The following is a 20,003-nucleotide window of genomic DNA, read 5'->3' on the forward strand; positions in this document are numbered from 1 at the left end:
ACCGCAGGATTAAAACCCATTAGGTTTGCGGTTTCAGGCGTTGAAGAACGGCATCCTTATCCTGATCAATATCACTGACGCCGGCTGAGACTCTGTCCAAATTAGATTGCGCTGTTATCAGGTTCATCGCTTTAGGCTTGGGCGCAAGCCACTGATGAAGCATCGCTATCTCGACGCGCTCCATGTTCAGCTCCACCCCTTTTAAATGCTGATACAGGGCTTCAAGTTCGGGGTAGTCATTAAGCTGAGGTTTTAACGACATACGCTGCGACCGAATCGGCAAAATTTTTTGATGCCACGCCTCAATAGCGTCGGGAACCGAATCAGGCCATTCGATCTGCTCAGAAGCCGACCAGAGCGCGGCCAACATTAAATTGACTCGCCCACCTTTCGACTGAATCGATAGCATCGGCTTAGCGACTGACGGGTAGATCTCTAGGGCGAAAGACCACAAAGGGTTGTCGAGTTTTAATCCTGAAGGAACCACGATATCTCCAAATATAAGGAATCTAACAGAGAGGATTACGGCCCTTGCTGTGATAGACTTGCCGCCCATGATACGACTTGAACAGCTCAGTTTACAACGTGGCGCCCAGCGCCTAATTGACCACGCCGACCTAAACATCCATTTTGGTTGGAAGGTCGCCCTTATTGGTGCCAATGGCGTCGGTAAATCGAGTCTATTTAAGCTGATTCTAGGTGAGCTATCACAGGACACCGGGGAGCTACACAAACCCGCTCCTGGCAAGATTGCGCATATGGCCCAAGAGGTCTCCAGCAGTGATCGTTGCGCGTTGGATTATGTACTCGATGGTGACAAGGAGCTGCGCCAGCTGCAGAGCAAACTGGCCATTGCCGAGCAGGAACATAGCCCAGAGTTAGGTGAGCTTTACGCACAGCTGGATGCCATTGATGGCTACCGTGCCGAATCCCGCGCCCACACTCTACTCAATGGTTTAGGCTTTGCACCTAATGACGCTAGCAAACCCGTTCAGAGTTTTTCGGGTGGTTGGCGCATTCGTCTTAACCTTGCTCAGGCATTGATGTGCCGATCTGAACTGCTACTACTGGATGAACCGACCAACCACTTAGATTTGGATGCCACCATCTGGCTAGAGCAGTGGTTGAATCAATACCCAGGCACCCTGATTCTGATTTCGCACGACCGCGCCTTTGTCGATGCAACCGCTAACCAAGTCGTACACCTCTATCAGCAACAGCTCACCCTGTATAAAGGCAACTACTCCGCTTTTGAACGCATGCGCGCTGAACGACTCGCGCAACAACAAGCCGCTTACGACAAGCAGCAGGCACAAATAGCACACATCGAAAGCTTTGTGCGTCGATTTAAAGCCAAGGCGAGCAAAGCCAAACAGGCGCAGAGCCGCATTAAAGAGCTAGAGCGCATGGAGATGATCTCCGCGGCACACATCGATTCACCGTTTAGTTTTCGATTCGACTGTTCCGACAAACTCTCATCGCCCCTGCTGAATCTCTACAACACGGAACTGGGTTACAGCGAACAGAGTAAAATTCTTAACGGTGTATCACTTAGTCTTGTACCCGGTCAGCGAATTGGCCTACTGGGTAGAAACGGCGCTGGTAAATCGACCCTAGTCAAAAGCTTGGTCGGAGATCTACCTCTAATCAGTGGCGAGCGCTCCTGTGGTGAGCATCTAAAGATTGGCTACTTCGCACAGCATCAGCTCGAAGCACTGGATATGAACGCCTCGGTTCTGTTGCATCTGCTGCGTATTGCTCCTAAGGCAACCGAAGCTCAACTGCGTTCGTTTGCCGGTTCTTTTGGTTTCAGTGGCGATGATGCACTGGATCCGATTGGACGTTTCTCTGGCGGTGAAAAGGCTCGCCTTGCATTAGCATTGATCGCTTGGCACAAACCCAATCTGCTGCTGCTCGATGAGCCCACCAACCACCTGGATCTGGAAGTTCGTCACGCACTGACTCTAGCCCTTCAGGACTTTGAAGGCTCGATTATCTTGGTGTCCCACGATCGCCATCTACTGGCGAACACCGTCGATCAGTTTCTTCTGGTCGCCGAGGGCAAAGTGACCGAGTTTGACGGTGACCTCGATGATTACCACAAATGGCTAGCGACCCAACGGCAAGAGGACTCTTCACCGGTCATCGCATCGGAAGGCCGCTCACAAAGCGCCGCCGATCGGAAAGAGCAGAAACGCATCGAGGCTGAAAAACGCTCTAAATTACGCCCTTTGCGAAAAGCGCTTGAGAAGCTTGATGCGAAAATGGAGAAGCTCAATCAATCGTTGGAAGCCCTAGAGTCACAGCTTGCCGACACGGATCTGTATACGGATCAACGCAAAGATGAGTTAAAGGCCCTACTAAGCCAGCAGGCCGAAGCTAAAAGCGAATTAGAGGGTGTTGAGCTGGAGTGGTTTGAAACTCAAGAGCAGCTCGAAGAGCTTGAACAAGAGCACGCCTAGGCTAAATTCGACTCACTCGGGTCACTTGCTTAATAGCACGCAGCTTTTTCATAACCCGCGCCAGATGAACACGGTTGGTCACTGTCAGTTCAATGGTAACGGCATTCATCTGACCATCTTTCTCGCCTGACAGTAGCTGATTGACGTTCCCGCCTACTGAAGAGACCGCCATCGCCAGCTGTGCGATGATGCCTCGTTGTGATTCAACCTGAACTTCTAAAACGGTGGTGTACTCATCCTCACCTGTTTCGCCCCACTCGATGTAGATGTTGCGATTGGTGGTCTCGTCACGCTTACCGTTGAGGTTGCGACAGTCAGAGCGGTGCACCACCAAGCCACGTCCTGCCGAGATATTACCGACAATATTGTCGCCAGGAATGGGGTAACAACAGCGAGCAAAGTGCATGACCATGCCTTCTGCACCCCGAATCGAGATCGGTTTACCGTCTGTACCAATAAGTGATTCTGGTTCGTCAGATTCACCATCCGTCGGTTGTAGACGCTGAGCGATGACGTAAGCCATTCGATTACCCAATCCGATATCTTCTAACAGATCATCGAGAGTCTCGAAGTTCAAATCTTGTAACAGCTTGTCCAGCTTATTCTGATCAAGCTGTTGATCACTGATCTCATATTGAGCCAAGTACTGGTTCAACAGGCGACGACCTAACTCGATCGACTCATGCTGTTTTTGGTTCTTCAAGAAGTGGCGAATCGCTGTCCTTGCTTTACCGGTCACAACAAAGTTGAGCCAAGCCATATTGGGTTGGGCACGTGGGGTTGTGATGATCTCAACGGTCTGACCGGTTTTCAGCGGCTCTGACAGCGGCGATAGATGTCGATCAACACGACAGGAGATACAGGAGTTACCCACGTCGGTATGAACCGCATAAGCAAAGTCGACCGGGGTTGCCCCTTTCGGTAGCTCAAGAATGCGTCCCTTCGGAGTGAAGACATAGACCTCATCTGGGAACAGCTCTTTCTTAACGCTGTCGATGAACTCCATCGAGTCACCGGCAGCCTGCTGCATTTCAAGCAGGCCTTGTAGCCATTTGCGCGCACGGTTGTAAGAGCCTTCGGCACTGCTGCCATCGCCACTCTGTTTGTAGTGGCTGTGTTCGGCAATACCCTGCGCAGCGACGGCATCCATCTCATGGGTTCTGATCTGTACCTCAATAGTAATATCGCGTGCACCAAACAGATCGGTATGCAGCGATTGGTAGCCATTTGCTTTTGGGATAGCAATGTAATCTTTGAAGCGCCCCGGTACGGGTTTAAACAGGTTATGTACTGCGCCTAAAATTCGGTAACAGTTATCAACAGATGTCGTAACAATACGAAAAGCGAACACATCCATGATGCTGGCAAAACTGCGATTTTCGCTCTTCATTTTGCGATAGATTGAGTAGAGGTGTTTCTCACGGCCGGTCACTTCACCGACTAACTCCTCCTGTTTCAAGCGGCGATTAATGGCCTCCTGAATCTCAGAGATAATATCTTTACGCTGCCCCCGCGCTTGCACCACCGCACGGCGAATGTACTTAGCACGCATCGGGTGGAAAGATTTAAACGCTAAATCCTCTAGCTCTACCTGAACATCACGCATACCCAAACGGGCTGCAATCGGTGCGTAGATATCCAGAGTCTCTTTAGCGATACGACGCTGTTTATCTGGGCGCATAGCACCCAACGTACGCATATTGTGAAGACGATCCGCTAGCTTAACGATGATGACGCGAATATCTTCTGCCATCGCTAAGACCATCTTCTGGAAGTTTTCTGCCTGCGCTTCCGCTTTGCTCTCGAACTCAAGATGCGTCAGTTTAGATACACCATCAACAACTCGTGCAACGGTTTCACCAAACTGGCCAGAGATACCGTCAAAATCGATCTCAGTATCTTCGATGACATCGTGCAACATGGCTGCTATTAGACAGTCGCGATCCATGTGCATCTCAGCAAGAACACTGGCAACGGCTAGGGGATGGGTAACGTAGGGCTCACCACTTTTACGACGCTGACCATCATGGGCCTGTTCCGCGTAAAAATAAGCACGCCTTACCTTTCGGATCTCATCGGAGTCCAAATATTCGGTAAGGCGTTCAGATAGAGCGTCTATAGTGGGCATCAGTTATCGCTTAACAAACAATATGATAAGGATGATGCCCCACTTTGAAGAGAGTTGGAAGAGTTAGTCTAGAACTGGCTCGTCAAGGACAGCGCGAGTTGTGTGACCTTCGGCGATTTCACGAAGAGCAACAACCGTTGGTTTGTCATTTTCCCATTCAACTTTAGGATCTTGACCACCAGTAGCGATCTGACGCGCACGTTTAGACGCAACCATTACAAGTTCAAAACGGTTATCAAGATTGTCTAGGCAATCTTCTACAGTAACACGTGCCATGAGTAACCTCTTTAAAGAGTAGTAACAAATTCGAACCGGCGATTGTACAGAGTTTAGGCAGCTCTCTACAAGAGTTCAGCGAGTAAACTTTGCTGCGCCTGCTGTTGAACCGCCATTTCTAGACGATTTGCGGTAAATATTGCAGCCAATTGATCCAGTGCAGTGTCGAATTGGTCGTTAATCACCAAGTAGTCAAAGTCGCCGTAGTGGCTCATCTCAGATTCAGCTTGCGCCATACGACCGGCAATCACCTCGTCGCTGTCGGTGCCGCGACCGGTCAAACGACGCAGAAGCTCTTCACGACTCGGCGGTAAAATGAATATAGAGCGGGCTTCGGGCATCTTTTCACGAACGATTTCAGCGCCCTGCCAGTCGATCTCGAGAATCACATCAATACCTAGTGACAGTTGCGAATCAACCCAGCCTTTGGACGTACCGTATTTATTAGTGAAGACTTCCGCGTACTCGAGAAACTGTCCCGCTTCGATCAGACGATCAAATTCCGTTAGATCAACGAAGTTGTAGGCAACACCATCTTCCTCGCCAGGACGAGCAGCACGGGTAGTGTGAGATACCGACACACGAATGCGCTCGTCACGCTCCAACAATGCTTTTACGAGACTGGTTTTACCGGCACCGGAGGGTGCAGAAATGATGTAGAGGAAGCCCTGAGCTGCTTGCATAACAAAAACCCTGATTACTGAGTCGCGAATGATATAACAACTCAGCGCGTCTGTTTAGGGATAGATCAGTAACGCAGCTTACCGTTTTTACGGAATTCACTCGGCGTCATGCCGCGCACTTCCATAAACCTACGGTTAAAGTTGGCGACGTTGTTAAAGCCAACGCTGTAACAGATAGTAGAGATATACTGATCCGTATCGAGCAGTAGCTGACTGGCCTTGTTGATACGCATGCGCGTGACAAAGTCAGTAAAGGTATTGCCTGTAGCTTTACGGAAATAGCGAGAGAATCGGCTCTCACTCATACCAAACTTTTCAGCGACTTCCGCCATGTTGAAGTTGGTTGAGTAGTGCTCTGAGACATAGCCAACAATTTCACTGATCTCATCGAGATGGTGTTGATCATCTCGACTCTGCAACTGTACAGACGAGAGCAGTCGGTAGTTTTCATGCTTAGCCAAAACAGCCATTAACTCAATGAAATTGGCCAGACGATCCATACCTGAGCTGACTTTTATGCGATCCATCATCGCCTCAACTTGAGCGCTGATACCGTAGAATTCGACACCGTTAGCCGCACGATCCAAGAAATTCATTAAAGAACGCATTTCGGGAATCAATTCAGCACTGCGCACAAGAGGCTCGCGACGGAACTGCAATACCTTGTCACGCACTTCAACATGATCTTGGCCGTTAGGGTATTCCGTGGAGATCCAGTTATGAGGCAGGTGAGGCCCGGTCAGGACAAGCTGACCCGGCTGGAAGTGACCAATGTAATCACCGACAAAAACTTTGCCCTTGGTTTCGGTGATCAAATGAAGTTCATACTCTTCATGAAAGTGCCAACGAATCAACTGGTGAGGTGCACCATGCTCCAAAAAGCGAATAAAGCCCTCATCAATCTGCTCCTCATAACCGAGGTCAGGATGACGGTGAAAATCACTCTCTTTTTCTGGCGGTCTAATGACCTTCAAATCATTTGTTTGCATATGCACCTCGATGCTGACTCAGTCAGCTTATTATCAACGCCCCTCCCGACGTTCAATAAATTCATTCACCTGTTGGTAAGCGCTTCTCATTGCGGCCAACAAAATCTCATTGCCTGCCAACTCATTGAATAGCAGGCGCTCAGCAACAAAAGCATTTACCGGATCTTCTGCACCAACAATCGCGTCAGCCACTGCAGCATCCATTAGCTGATCTTCGTAAGTGTAAGGGATATCCCCTCGACGCTCACGAATCAAGAAAGCTAAAAATAGAGCCGGAAGAATAGAGACCGATTTTAGATCTAATCCACGCTCTAAACCATCTCGAATGGTTGGCAGAATGAAACCGGGGATCTTCGAAAAACCGTCCATGGCAACTCGTGCGTTGGTATCTTGAATGTTCGGATTAGAGAATCTATCCAACACCACATCACGATATTTTGCCAAATCCAACGGGCAGTCTGGCAACGCTGGAATGACATTGTCGGTTACATAATTATAACCCAACTGACAGATCTCTTTATCCTGCGTACCTTCATGGATATAGTCCATACCGGCTAATGTACCCGCCCAAGCGATACAGCTATGCGTCGCGTTTAGACAGCGTATTTTAGCCTCTTCGTAGGGGCCTACGTCCTCAACCATCTCTACGCCGACTTTCTCCCAAGCGGGACGCCCTGCAATAAAGTGATCTTCAATAACCCATTGAATAAATGACTCACCCATCAGAGCGGATTTGTCATCTATACCCGTCGCAGCTTTGACACGCTCTACCACATCAGCGGTTGGGCGCGGTGTAATTCGATCCACCATCGCATTGGGCGCTGAGGTATTGTTTTCGACCCAAGCTTTTAGCTCTGTCTCGTTACGCAGATCTAAAAACTGTAGGAAACCTTTCATGAAGCGATCACCATTCGAACGAAGGTTGTCGCAGTTCATTAGAGTAACAGGACCTGCACCCGCCGCTAAACGAGCCTTTAACAAACGCGCCAAAGCGCCGTAAAGCGTAACAACTGTCTCACCTTTAAGGTCAGTGACCAGGTCTGCATAGCTTTGATCCAGCTGATCTTGTGAGTCTAGGTAGTATCCCGCTTCAGTAACGGTAAATGAGATGATCTTTGTCTTCTCATCCACAGCGACCTCTGTCAGACCATTGAGCTCAGCATCGAATGGAATGATCTGTTTAATCGCCTCAATACGCTTATAGTCACGCTCACCCTGAGGCGTCACTGTCTCAAGCGTGTAAGCACCTGACGAGGCTTGAAGGGCTGCAATCGTATCGGCCATGTCAGGACGAATATTACCCCCGGCTAGAACCCAAGATTGATCACCCAGATCATGTAACCACTGCAAATAGAGCGCTTGGTGGGCTCGATGAAAAGAGCCCAAGCCTAAATGCAGGTTAATATTAGGTTGTGTATTACTCATACCGAGACCTCAGCGAATCGCCTCACCCTTCGCATCAAATTGATGCAGGTGAGAAGCGTCGTAATTGATTGAGACAGAGTCACGAACTTTGATGCTTGGCTGCTCATACTGGCGAACAATCAATTTCTCGCCACTACCTTCAAGGCAGACGTGAATCAGCGTTTCGTTACCCAGGGCTTCGATCAATTCAACCTGACCGGAAATAGCACCTTGTCCCGCATCCACAATAGAGAAATGCTCTGGGCGCACACCCACATCGACCGCATCGGCAGAGATACCGCTGAAGTAACTCGCAGAGAGTAGGTTCATCTGAGGCTGACCAATAAATTGAGCAACAAACTTGTTTGCAGGTGCTTCGTATAGTTCCATCGGCGTACCGACCTGCTCAATCACACCACCCTGAAGGACAACCACTCGATCAGCCAGTGTCATTGCTTCGACCTGATCGTGTGTTACGTAGATGCTAGTCGCGTTCAAATCACGGTGTAGCTCTGCAATCTCTACACGTGTTTGACCACGAAGAGCAGCATCAAGGTTTGATAGCGGCTCATCGAACAGGAATACTTTTGGCGAACGAACAATCGCACGACCGATCGCGACACGCTGACGCTGACCACCTGAAAGTTCCTTAGGAGTGCGCTTCAAGTAGGGCGTTAGGTTCAGCGTCTCTGCAGCCTTAGCGACCTTTTGATCAATAATCGACTGTTCTTCACCTTTGATACGCAGAGCGAACGACATATTCTCTTCAACCGTCATGTGTGGGTAGAGAGCGTATGACTGGAAAACCATCGCCAAATCACGCTTAGATGGAGCCTGGTGAGTGATCTCATTGCCATCTAACACTAGATCGCCATCGTTGATCTCTTCTAGACCGGCAATCATGCGAAGCAGCGTGGATTTACCACAACCGGATGGACCTACGAATACAATGAATTCGCCTTTGTTGATGGTAAGGTTAACCCCTTTGATCGCGTGTACATCGCCGTAGTACTTATCGACGTTTTTTAATTCTAAATATGACATGTGTAAAAACTCCAAATACTTACTTCACGGCGCCGAAAGTCAGGCCTTGAACCAACTGTTTCTGTGAGAACCAACCGATCACAACGATTGGTGCAATAGCCATTAGGGACGCTGCAGAGAGCTTCGCCCAAAACAGGCCTTCAGGGCTTGAGTAACTGACCATCATGGTTGCCAACGTACCAGCATCTGCTGCCCCGAGGTTTAGCGCCCAAAATGCTTCATTCCACGCCAGTACCAGACATAAGAGGCCAGTAGAGGCTAGACCACCAATACCCAGTGGAAGCAACACATGGCGAAACTCCTGCCAAACCGAAGCACCGTCCATACGCGCAGCTTCTAAGATTTCGTGTGGAATATCTTTAAAGTAGGTGTAGAGCATCCAAACCATAATAGGCAGGTTCATCATGGTGAAGATGATGACCAAAGCCGTCTTGGTATCTAACAGACCGAGTTGTTGGAAGATGACATAGATCGGAAGCAACGCACCGACTGCAGGCATAAACTTAGTTGATAGCATCCACAACAACAGACCATTAGTGCCCTTGGTAGGCGAAAACGCCATACTGTAAGCAGCAGGTGCAGCAATCAGTAGACCTAAGACAGTTGAAACAACCGAAGTGACCACAGAGTTCCAGGCAAACTGGACGTAGTCAGAGCGCTCGTTAACGACATGGAAGTTCTCCAGTGTCGGCTCAAAGGCCCAAAGACTAGGAACAGCGATAGCCTGCAGCTCTGTTTTGAACGCTGTAAAGCCCATAAATATAAGTGGAAAGAAGAGCAGCAACGCAATACCCCAAGCTGCTGCCGTTCTAGCAATAAGGGCTGGAGTCCATTTAGATTTTTTAGTACTCATCTTACTTCTCCAGATTTTTGCCGATGATACGGATCAAAAAGATCGCAACGATATTCGCTAGGATGATGGCAAAGACCGCGCCAGCTGATGCAACACCAATATCGAATGCCTGCAAAGCCTCATTGAAAATCAAGTAAGCAAGGTTGGTACTCTGTGTACCTGGACCACCGTTCGTGGTTGTGAAGATCTCTGCAAAGACAGACAGTAAGAAGATCACTTCAATCATGATGACAACAGAGATCGGACGAGCTAAGTGAGGTAGATACATGTAACGGAATTTCTGCCAGTAATTGGCACCGTCCATTTCAGCTGCTTCAAGCTGCTCGCGATCCATCGATTGCAGTGAGGTCATAAGAATCAAACAGGCAAAAGGGAGCCACTGCCAGCTGATCATTATGATGACTGAAAAAAGTGGCAGATCTTGAAGCCAGTTGATCGGGGTTAGCCCAAAAAATGTCCAAACTTGAGCCAACACACCATAAATAGGGTTCATCATCATGTGTTTCCACAAAAGTGCATTGACGGTTGGCATGACAAAGAACGGAGAAATAAGTAGCAGACGAACAATACCTCGCCCGGGGAATGTTTCATTGATGAGAAGCGCTATCGCTAATCCACCAATCACAGTAATAGCAACTGTCGAAGCAAGCAGAACCAAGGTATTGATAATGGCATCACTGAATGCAGGGTTGGTGATCATGAACTCGTAGTTCATCCACCCAGCAAAACCGGTGCTATCTGGTTGCATCAAGTTATAGAAAATCGACGAAAAATAGATCGTCAAAGCCAGTGGCACGACCATCCAGATCAACAGTGTGATCACAGCTGGACTTAGTAGTAACCGAGGCATTAAGCGACTGCTTCGAGATTGCGAAGACATAATAAATTACCGTAAATAGATCAGAAAAAGTGCCCCCAGCTAAAGATTAGCTGGGGGCTTTTTAGGGTAAAAGAATACTGAAACCCTAAATTACAGCTTGCTTAGTAGTAGCGAGCTTTACGCATTTCGCGGTCAGCGTAAGCCTGTGCTGCAGCCAACGCCTCTTCTACACTTTTCTCACCTGCAAGAGCAGCAGCGAACTGCTGACCAGCCGCTGTACCGATAGCCTGGAACTCAGGAATCGCAGCAAATTGAACACCTGTGTATGGTGTTTTCTCGAAGGTAGAGTCGTATGGATTTGCGCTGTTGATAGCATCCATCTCAGCGCTTGCGAAGTTAGCAGCTGCCTGGAATTTCTCGTTAGCGTAAGTCGATGCACGAGTACCAGTTGGAACACGGCCCCAACCGTTAGTCTCACCAACTAGGTTGATGTAGTCAGCAGATGTAGACCACTCTAGGAACTTCATTGCAGCATCTTTCTTCTCAGAAGAGGCTGGGATACCTAGAGCCCAAGCCCATAGCCAGTTTGCACCACGTTTAGTTTTCTGAACTGGAGCCTGTGCATAAGCAATTGAGTCAGCTACTTTTGACTGGGCTGGATCAGATACGAAAGATGCAGCGATTGTTGCGTCAACCCAAGAGCCACACTTACCTTCGTTCATTAGAGCAAGGATTTCGTTGAAGCTGTTAGCTGTTGAACCTGGAGGGCCGTACTTAGTCATTAGGTCGACATAGAAGTTAATAGCAGCATTCCACTCAGCAGAGTCTAGCTGTGGCTTCCAGTTCTCATCAAACCAACGCGCACCGAAAGTGTTAGCAATCGTTGTGATGAATGCAGCATTGTCACCCCAACCTGGCTTACCACGAAGACAAGTACCGTACACACCATTTTCTGGGTCATGCATTGCAGCGATTGCCTGCTCCATATCTGCCCAAGTTGGGTTGTATGGAAGAGTGATACCTGCTTTATCTAGTAGGTCTTTACGGTACATAACCATAGACGACTCACCGTAGAACGGAGCAGCGTATAGGTTACCTTCGTGAGATAGACCACCGCGCATCGCTGGTAGGATATCGTCTACGTTGTACTCAGCAGAGAAATTTAGAGGCTCTAGCCACCCTTTCTCACCCCAGATAGGCGCTTCATACATACCAATAGTCATGATATCGAACTGACCACCTTTAGTTGCGATGTCAGTCGTAACACGTTGACGAAGAACACCCTCTTCAAGAGTTACCCACTTAACTTTGATACCAGTCTCTTCTTCGAACTTAGGCGTTAGCTTCTGCATCTCGATCATGTGACCGTTGTTTACAGTAGCGATTACTAGCTCAGTGCCGCCGTGTGATCCAGCGAACGCTTGAGTTGATAGCATTACGGCACCTGCAACGGCAGCCGAGAGCATTTTTACTTTCATGACGTACTCCTGTCGATTTTTTTCTTGCTTTGACACTAAATGTACTTTTATTCGCAAATTCGAATATAACCCTTAGCATCTGAGCAACACAGTAGCATTAGATTTTTTCAAACACTTATACAAAAAAACTCAATGATTGTATTTTATTGCAATTCTATTTCGCATATGCGTTAACCAGTGCAATATAGTTTATAAATACGTCAAATAATGCAAAGTTTCGACGTTGAATATAGCCAATGCATTTTTTGGAATAAAAATAGTAGGTAGTTGAAATGTATTTAGGACTCGACCTAGGAACCTCTGGGGTTAAAGCCCTGTTAATGGATGACTCACAGCAGGTTGTGGGCAGCGAAACTGCTTCGATCACTGTCTCAAGACCTCACCCGGGTTGGTCAGAACAGGACCCTGCCGACTGGATTGCGGCCTGTGAAGAAGCGATTACTAAACTGAAAAGTCATCACCCAGAAGAGCTTGCTGCAACGCGTGCTATATCATTTTCAGGCCAGATGCACGGTGCCACACTGCTGGATGCTGAGGGCGAAGTACTTCGTCCATCTATTCTTTGGAACGACACTCGCAGCTACAAAGAGGCCGCTGAATTGGATGCTATGCCAGAATTTAGACAAGTATCGGGCAACATCGTATTCCCAGGTTTTACGGCACCCAAACTCGTATGGGTAGCAAAAAATGAACCCGAAATTTTTAACAAGGTAGCCAAGGTCCTTTTACCCAAAGACTACATTGCCTATTGGTTAAGTGGCGAATACATTTCTGAGATGTCCGATGCGGCCGGAACAAGCTGGGTAGATGTTAAGAATCGCTGCTGGTCAGAAGAACTTTTATCATTGAGTGGAATGACGCTTGATCAGATGCCTCGTCTTGTTGAGGGATCTGAAGCGGCAGGAAGGTTACGTACTGAGTTAGCCAGCAGATGGGGTTTGAGCAACGACGTAATCATTGGCGGCGGTGCAGGTGACAACGCAGCTTCGGCTATCGGCATGGGCGTTATTGATGAGGGCCAAGCCTTCCTCTCATTAGGCACTTCCGGCGTCCTATTTGCAGCGACCAATGGTTTTAAACCACTTCCAGAGAGCGCTGTTCATGCCTTCTGTCATGCCATCCCAAATACTTGGCACCAGATGGGGGTCATACTCTCTGCTACCGACGCACTGAATTGGTATGCCAGGCTAACGGGCAAGTCAGCAATAGAACTTGATGCCGCACTGGAGGCCGAGCCTAAGGGGCCTGCTAGCGTCACTTTTCTGCCCTATCTTTCGGGTGAACGAACGCCCCATAACGATGCGCAGGTAAGGGGGATGTTCATCGGCTTAGATCACAGTTCTGACCAGAAGCTACTGACTCAAGCCGTTATGGAAGGGGTCGCTTTTGCTATTCGCGATAATCTTGAAGCTCTTATTGCTGCAGGCTCATGCGTCAACGAGATCATTGCGGTAGGAGGCGGCTCAGGGTCAACGTTTTGGTTACAGACGCTGGCTAATATTCTGAACAGAACTCTGCTGCTTCCATCCGATGGGGATTTTGGTGCCGCCTACGGTGCGGCACGTCTAGCAATGCTGGCTCACCGGAAAGCTAGCCCTGAATCACTACTGACTCAACCTAAGATTGAAGCTCGCATTGAGCCAGATGCAACTCTGTTGAATCAATATGAAGCAGCCTATCAACGTTACCGCTCTCTTTACCCAGCAATTAAGTCACTGAATCTATAAAGAGTATGTTAGCGTAAAGCTTGGCTTTACCAATCTAGAATTAACGAAAACTTAGAAGGGGTTAGCATGCAGTTCAGCCGTTTAGGAACCAGTGGATTAAGCGTTTCAAGAATCTGTTTGGGCACAATGACCTGGGGTAAGCAGAACACCCAAGCGGAGGCCGACGAACAGATCGAACACGCCTTATCAGTTGGTATTAACTTTTTTGATACAGCCGAAATGTACGCAGTGCCGCCAACAGCAGAGACCTACGGTAAAACAGAAGAGATCATTGGTAACTGGCTTGCTCGAAACCCATCCCGTCGCAGCGAGATGATCATTGCCACCAAAATCGCAGGTATCGGGTTACCTTGGGTAAGAAGCGGCGGCCCAATTACAGGCAAGGCAGTGATTGAGGCGGTCGATAATTCATTGAAGCGCCTGCAGACTGACTACATCGATCTCTATCAACTACACTGGCCAAACAGAACTTCACCTCACTTTGGCAAGCATACTCCGAACTTCTTCAAGTTTAGCGACATTAAAGCGGCTGAACATGAAGCTCAAATGTTGGATATCCTTAAAGGTTTAGCGCAATGCATAAGTGACGGAAAAATCCGTCATTTCGGCCTCTCAGATGATACTACCTGGGGCATCAACACCTATCTAAAACTGAGCCGACAGCATGACCTACCCAAACCGGTCTCGATTCAGAATGAGTTTAGTCTGTTGCATGCGAAAGATTGGCCCTACTTGATCGAGAACTGCGTTCACGAAGAGATCGCCTATCTTCCTTGGTCACCGTTGGCATCAGGATTACTCTCTGGCAAATACGCTGATGGAGCAATGCCGAAAGGAAGCCGCTGGAGCATCTCAAACCCCGCTGCCCTGCATCGGAATACACCCCAGGCTCATGAAGCTGTTGCAGAGTACGTCAAGTTAGCCAAACAGTTTGGTTACACCCCGTCACAGCTTGCACTCGCATGGTGTGATCAGGTTGATGGCGTAACCTCTACCATTATTGGGGCGACCTCAATGGATCAACTAAAAGAGGACATCGCCGCTTTTGATATGCTACTGTCTGAAGAGCTACAAACTGAGTTAGCGGCTGTCTTTAAGCGCTACCCTCAACCCTTTTAAGAGGCGGCTATCCTGATAGCCGATGCAAAATAAGAGATTGATATGAGCGAACAATTAAAAGGCAAAATTGCCGCGGTTACAGGCTCTGCGTCAGGCATTGGTTTCGCCAGTGCCAAAGCGATGCTGGATGAAGGTGCCACAGTTATCTTTATCGATCGAAACGAGTCTGCGCTGTCTGATATCTGCAGTCGTCTTGGGGATAAGGCTCTACCACTGGTCATTGACCTGCTCGATCCGGAACAGTGCAAAGAGATGGTGCCACGCATTCTGGAGATGACTGGGCATCTGGATATCTTTCACGCCAACGCTGGGCTCTATGTCGGCGGAGATCTCATGGAGTCTGACGCTGACCAGATTGATCGAATGCTGAATTTAAATATCAATGTGGTGATGAAAAACGTACAAGCTGTGTTAGCGCATATGATTGAGCGAGAGACCGGTGACATTTTGGTGACCAGCTCGCTAGCAGCCCACTACCCGACGCCATGGGAACCTATTTATGCCTCATCAAAATGGGCGATCGACTGTTTTGTTCAGACGACTCGACGTCAGATGTTTAAGCACGGCATTCGTATTGGATCGGTATCACCTGGGCCTGTGGCAACGGGATTACTCTCGGACTGGCCGGAAGGTAAATTAAAAGAGGCTCGTGCCAATGGCAGCCTAATCGAGCCAGAAGAGATCGCAGAGGCGTTGCTGTTTATGTTGACTAGGCCACGTCATATGACTGTGCGTGACATGGTCATCATTCCAACGAATTTTGATCTCTGATGGGCGAGTAATTTTCGCTTCGCACCGAGTGCTAGCTCCTAAGGCAGGTTTCATACCTTGGAGCTAGCGTTAAAACTACTTCAGCTTTCAGAAATTCGCTTAACCGCTCTTCGCATCGACAGACGATAAAGAAGCGGAATCACAAACAGCGTTAGCACAGACGAGAAGCCCAAGCCCCATACGATCGAGGTGGCGACTGGGCCCCAGATCAGTGACTTACCACCCAGACCCGCTGCAAGCGAAAATAGACCCGCCATGGTGGTCAGGGTAGTAATCAATACCGGAATGACCCGTCGACGCGAAGCATAAAGCGTCGCATGCATCAGGCTCATGCCATTGCCAATTCGGTCATTGGCGGCCGATATCAGTACGATCGCGGCATTCACGGCAATACCGGCTAAGGCCACGACACCGTACATAGTGTAGAGACTGAGCGGGTTTTGCGTCACGATCAAGCCCAATACAACACCGGTAAACGCCAGTGGCACTGTCGCCAAGATCATTAATGGCTGCCAGTAACTGCGGAACTGCGTGCCCAATATTAGGTACATCAAGCCGACGCCGACCAAGAAGAGAATCGCAATCGAATCCATACTCTCTTGGATATCATCCAACTCACCCGAGAAGTCGAGATCGATGGCAGGATATTGCGCTTCGTACTCCTTCCAGCGCTCTAGCAAGAAGGCGTTGGCTTGTACGGTATCCATACCGCCAGAGCGAAGGTCAGCCTCTAAGGTGATTGCACGACGGAAGTTGTAGTGACGAATGTTACCCAACGACTGTTTACGCTCCTCTATTACCAACTCCGACAGAGGAATAGCACCGCCCGCGGGAACAGGAATACGGTAGCTAAGCAGACGCTCAAGAGAGGGTAGCGACTCAGGATTAGCACGAACACGAACATCCAGGCGTTCACCGGCATCTCGCATACTCGCGACAACTTCACCGTCGACCAATAGGCGCAGGGTGCGACGAACATCCGCAGGGTTCAAACCTGTACGATTGATCGCATCACTGTCTAACTCCAGACTCAACTCATAACGACCACGAGCCGCATCGTCTTCAACATCCACGAAATCTTCGTGACTGTTCAGAATTTCAATCAGAATGTTGGTAGCGTCGCGAATCTCTTGGTAATCATCACCACGTACCTTGACCGAGATCGGTTTAGAGGCAGGCGGACCACCCGATAGGCGCAAGAATGAGATGCGAATCGGACCGGCAATGTCACCCAAATCTTCACGCACCGCATCGGTCATCTCTTCAACTGTGCGCAGTTCAGGTGTTTTAGGGTTTAGACCGACAAGAATCTGGCCGTACTGCTCGCCAATACGCGGCTCTGTCTCGGTAAACATCTGACCGGCATAGCTTGCGATGGCGCGCACTTCCCCGTCACGCACATTTTGACGGACACGCTCTTCCACACGTGAGACCACCTCCATCGTTTTCGCGACAGGCGTCGCTGCCGGCATTTCAACGTTCACATAGAATAGGCGGACAGGATCGGCCGCAAAGAAATCCATCTTAATGTAGCCGTTGCCTAGGGCACCGACCGCGCCTATCAGTGGCAATACGGCGACAATCAGTGAGAGAACCGGACGGCGCAGCGCTTTGATCAACAGACGAACATAGGTGATCTGCACGCGGTGGGTCATGGTTTCACGCAGACGCTGAATTCGACTCGGTTTATCAAACCCAACCTTAGCCGCCAAAATGTGGGCAGGCAGCATCCAAAAGGCTTCAATCAGACTGATCGCTAGGGCGATCGACACCACCATAGGAATAACCTTCATGAACTTGCCCAAAATACCGGGCAGTAGCATCAGCGGTAAAAAAGCGGCGATGGTGGTCAGTACCGCCGCTGTGACGGGAGCCGCTACCTCTTTCAACGAACCCTGAACGGCGGCAATCCCAGTAAATCCTCGCTGTAGCCGATAGTAGATCGATTCGACCACAACGACGGCGTCATCAACCAACATACCCAATACAATCACCACACCCAACAGCACGGTGACGTTCAACGTTTCGCCCAGTCCCGCCAGTACCCAGAAGGTGGCTGCCAAAATAAAGGGGATGCCGATCGCTGTGAGCAGTGCGATGCGTGTACCTAAGAAGAGCCAAGCCACAACCAACACCAGGATCAGACCGATCAGTGCATTGTTCTCCATGATTTGGATCGACTTGCGCGTCGCAATGGTCTGATCATCAATCAAGACCATCTCGACACCGGTCTCAACCGATAGAGCATTTCGCTCATCCATGTAGGTCTGAACACGCTCAACCAATTCCAGGGTGTTGGCACCCTCTTTCTTCATTACCGCCAACAGCACAGCCGGTTTATCATCGACACGTACTAAGAAACTAGAATCTTCACGAGCGCGCTCGACACTGGCGACACGTGACAGTGGCACTTCTCCCGATGCCCCCAATACCGGTCGATTGGCCAGATAGCTTGGGTAAGCGGCCGTACCGACAACACGCACCAACCAGTTACGATCGCCTTGTACCAAGTTACCAGCCGCCTCATCTTGGAAGAAGGCAGTAACGGTGTTGGCAACCTGTTGTGGGGTAATGCCTAGGGCTTCCAGTTCAGAGACATCCAGATTGACCTGCAGTTCTGGGTCAGGCAGTGCCACAGGGTCGATGCGAGAAACGCCTTTAAGCTGGGACAGATCTTTGTCGATACGAGTCGCTTGCAGACGCAGGTTCTCGTCATCCGCCAAGCTGGTCACCGCCACCGTTGCGGCAGGGAAGGCATTGGAGCTGGTGATCTCCAGAATCAGTGAATCTAACGCAGCATCCGGCAGTTCAGATTCAGTGTTTTGTATTTCACGACGCAGATCGGCTAAGCGTTTATCGAAGGTACGATCATCGATGTCCTCAAAGCGCACTAGGATGCTAGAGATCCCTTCGCGTGAATTACTCGAAACAAACTTTACATCGGCCAGTGAACGTAACGCATCTTCAAGCGGATCCGTCACCTTACTCTCGACATCAAGTGCCGTAGCACCCGGTAGCGGTGTGGTGACGATGATCCAGTTGAAGTTGATGGTTGGATCTTGCTGACGGGGCAGTCCTTGATAACTCAACAGACCGACCGCCAGTACTAGCAAGAAGGTCAGGTTAGCTAGCACATGGTTAGTAATGAAGCGTTGCCACATATCAGCGCACCTCTACCGCTTCGCCCTCGACTGCGAGCAATCGACCCTCGGTAATGACCTGTGACCCCTTGGGAAGATCAACCGCCGCAGGCTGACCCTCTATGGCACTGTCGACTACGAAGAATTGTGCGACACCCTGCTTTTCAAGCAACAGACCAAGCTTCCATTCGCCATCCACTTTACGGCGAACCAACAGTTCAGAGGAGACGTGCGGTTGATTGGCGGTCCAGGTTAAACGACCCGTTGCACCAATCTCGGGCGTCGCTTCAGTAAAAATAAAACGGTAGGTCTGCGTGCGTTCGCGACGATCAATAATGGGCAATTTAGCTCTTAACTCAACCGCGAAAGATTGGCCGTTGCTTTCAAACCACACCTTGCTCTCAGCAACCCCTTTTCCAGGGGCGACTTTGGCTTCTAGTTCTGCCCCATCCGTTTGAACCAACTGAAGCAGAGGCATACCGGGAGCGGCTAAGGCACCTAGCTGAGCCATTCGTGCTGCAATGACTCCATCGAATGGAGCAACCAGCGAACAATTTTCAGTCGCAATACCAGCCAGTTCAATCTGACGGTTTTGCACATCGATGCGGGCATCCAATGAGGTAAGCGCCGTTTCACGCTGTTGCAGAGCATCGTCACCTAGATTGCCTCGTTTGTTCAGAGTCTTGGCACGTTCGTATTGATCACTCAAAAGTGGGCGTTGTGAGCGCAACTCACTCAAAACCGCTTTTTGCGTCGCCAACTGACTCTCGTAGGTACGGCAATCTAAATTCACCAGTGAGTCGCCCTGCTTCACTCGATCACCCACCTCAACATTAATCTTCACAATACGTGCGGAGAGTTCAGCACTCAGCGCTGCATCATTGGCACTGATAACTTCAGCAGGTGCTGAGAATGTTGGGTAGTAGACCAAGTCCGCTAAAGACTGGGTCGACACCACAGGTGCTGCGTGAACACTGTTAGATAGGCCAAACACTAAAGCAAAAAGAAGGGAGCGCATCATTAACCTCGATTGTGACGGATGGTCTAAAGATCTAGACCGATATCTACGCAGTCTAGCGAGGAATGGTGCATTGCAAAATAAAAGAGTG

The 20,003-nt window shown here is 49.4% G+C and carries 16 protein-coding genes; 4 read left to right on the forward strand and 12 right to left on the reverse strand.

What is annotated here, in order from left to right:
- Window positions 1–19 precede the first annotated feature (19 nt).
- Window positions 20–487, reverse strand: coding sequence for a TIGR02444 family protein (locus XMD530_RS05765; protein WP_173481731.1), 468 nt, complete (start codon window positions 485–487; stop codon window positions 20–22).
- Between the two features lie 67 nt (window positions 488–554).
- On the opposite strand from XMD530_RS05765, the gene XMD530_RS05770 reads away from it, so the two are divergent.
- Window positions 555–2,462, forward strand: coding sequence for an ATP-binding cassette domain-containing protein (locus tag XMD530_RS05770; RefSeq protein ID WP_173506882.1), 1,908 nt, complete (start codon window positions 555–557; stop codon window positions 2,460–2,462).
- Between the two features lies 1 nt (window position 2,463).
- Here XMD530_RS05770 and spoT read toward each other — a convergent pair whose 3' ends face one another.
- The 9 genes from spoT to XMD530_RS05815 form a co-directional block, all read right to left on the reverse strand.
- A complete protein-coding gene (gene spoT, locus XMD530_RS05775; RefSeq protein ID WP_173481729.1) occupies window positions 2,464–4,590 on the reverse strand; it encodes a bifunctional GTP diphosphokinase/guanosine-3',5'-bis pyrophosphate 3'-pyrophosphohydrolase in 2,127 nt (708 codons plus the stop codon).
- A 63-nt stretch (window positions 4,591–4,653) separates the two neighbouring features.
- Window positions 4,654–4,866 (reverse strand): DNA-directed RNA polymerase subunit omega, encoded by a 213-nt coding sequence (rpoZ, locus tag XMD530_RS05780; protein WP_173481728.1) that lies wholly within the window; start codon window positions 4,864–4,866, stop codon window positions 4,654–4,656.
- A gap of 65 nt (window positions 4,867–4,931) precedes the next feature.
- Complete coding sequence (gene gmk / locus XMD530_RS05785; protein ID WP_173506883.1) at window positions 4,932–5,549, reverse strand: guanylate kinase; 618 nt, start codon at window positions 5,547–5,549, stop codon at window positions 4,932–4,934.
- Between the two features lie 65 nt (window positions 5,550–5,614).
- Window positions 5,615–6,538 carry an AraC family transcriptional regulator gene (locus tag XMD530_RS05790; RefSeq protein WP_173482567.1) on the reverse strand — a complete coding sequence of 308 codons (924 nt, stop codon included), beginning with the start codon at window positions 6,536–6,538 and terminating at the stop codon, window positions 5,615–5,617.
- 33 nt (window positions 6,539–6,571) lie between these two features.
- A complete protein-coding gene (dalD, locus tag XMD530_RS05795) occupies window positions 6,572–7,963 on the reverse strand; it encodes a D-arabinitol 4-dehydrogenase (RefSeq protein WP_173482568.1) in 1,392 nt (463 codons plus the stop codon).
- Between the two features lie 9 nt (window positions 7,964–7,972).
- Window positions 7,973–8,986, reverse strand: coding sequence for an ABC transporter ATP-binding protein (locus tag XMD530_RS05800; protein WP_173482569.1), 1,014 nt, complete (start codon window positions 8,984–8,986; stop codon window positions 7,973–7,975).
- A 19-nt stretch (window positions 8,987–9,005) separates the two neighbouring features.
- Window positions 9,006–9,839, reverse strand: a complete 834-nt coding sequence (locus tag XMD530_RS05805) for a carbohydrate ABC transporter permease (protein WP_173482570.1) — start codon at window positions 9,837–9,839, stop codon at window positions 9,006–9,008.
- A gap of 1 nt (window position 9,840) precedes the next feature.
- Window positions 9,841–10,719, reverse strand: a complete 879-nt coding sequence (locus XMD530_RS05810; RefSeq protein ID WP_173498309.1) for a carbohydrate ABC transporter permease — start codon at window positions 10,717–10,719, stop codon at window positions 9,841–9,843.
- Window positions 10,720–10,820: 101 nt separating this feature from the next.
- Window positions 10,821–12,137 carry a sugar ABC transporter substrate-binding protein gene (locus XMD530_RS05815; protein WP_173482572.1) on the reverse strand — a complete coding sequence of 439 codons (1,317 nt, stop codon included), beginning with the start codon at window positions 12,135–12,137 and terminating at the stop codon, window positions 10,821–10,823.
- A 272-nt stretch (window positions 12,138–12,409) separates the two neighbouring features.
- Here XMD530_RS05815 and xylB point away from each other — a divergent pair, with 272 nt between their 5' ends.
- The 3 genes from xylB to XMD530_RS05830 all read left to right on the forward strand — a co-directional run bounded on the left by xylB (window position 12,410) and on the right by XMD530_RS05830 (window position 15,754).
- Complete coding sequence (gene xylB / locus XMD530_RS05820; RefSeq protein ID WP_173484114.1) at window positions 12,410–13,864, forward strand: xylulokinase; 1,455 nt, start codon at window positions 12,410–12,412, stop codon at window positions 13,862–13,864.
- 66 nt (window positions 13,865–13,930) lie between these two features.
- The gene (locus XMD530_RS05825; protein WP_173482574.1) at window positions 13,931–14,983 is read left to right on the forward strand and encodes an aldo/keto reductase; all 1,053 of its coding nucleotides are present in this window, start codon (window positions 13,931–13,933) and stop codon (window positions 14,981–14,983) included.
- A gap of 42 nt (window positions 14,984–15,025) precedes the next feature.
- Window positions 15,026–15,754 carry an SDR family oxidoreductase gene (locus XMD530_RS05830; protein ID WP_173481725.1) on the forward strand — a complete coding sequence of 243 codons (729 nt, stop codon included), beginning with the start codon at window positions 15,026–15,028 and terminating at the stop codon, window positions 15,752–15,754.
- Between the two features lie 80 nt (window positions 15,755–15,834).
- On the opposite strand, the gene XMD530_RS05835 is transcribed toward XMD530_RS05830, so the two are convergent.
- Window positions 15,835–18,915: an efflux RND transporter permease subunit gene (locus XMD530_RS05835; RefSeq protein WP_173506884.1), complete on the reverse strand. Its 3,081-nt coding sequence runs from the start codon at window positions 18,913–18,915 to the stop codon at window positions 15,835–15,837.
- Between the two features lies 1 nt (window position 18,916).
- Complete coding sequence (locus tag XMD530_RS05840; protein ID WP_173494628.1) at window positions 18,917–19,915, reverse strand: efflux RND transporter periplasmic adaptor subunit; 999 nt, start codon at window positions 19,913–19,915, stop codon at window positions 18,917–18,919.
- Window positions 19,916–20,003: the final 88 nt, after the last annotated feature.

Origin of the sequence: Marinobacterium sp. xm-d-530, from assembly GCF_013283365.1 — a bacterium.
Classification (GTDB): Bacteria; Pseudomonadota; Gammaproteobacteria; order Pseudomonadales; family Balneatricaceae; genus Marinobacterium_E.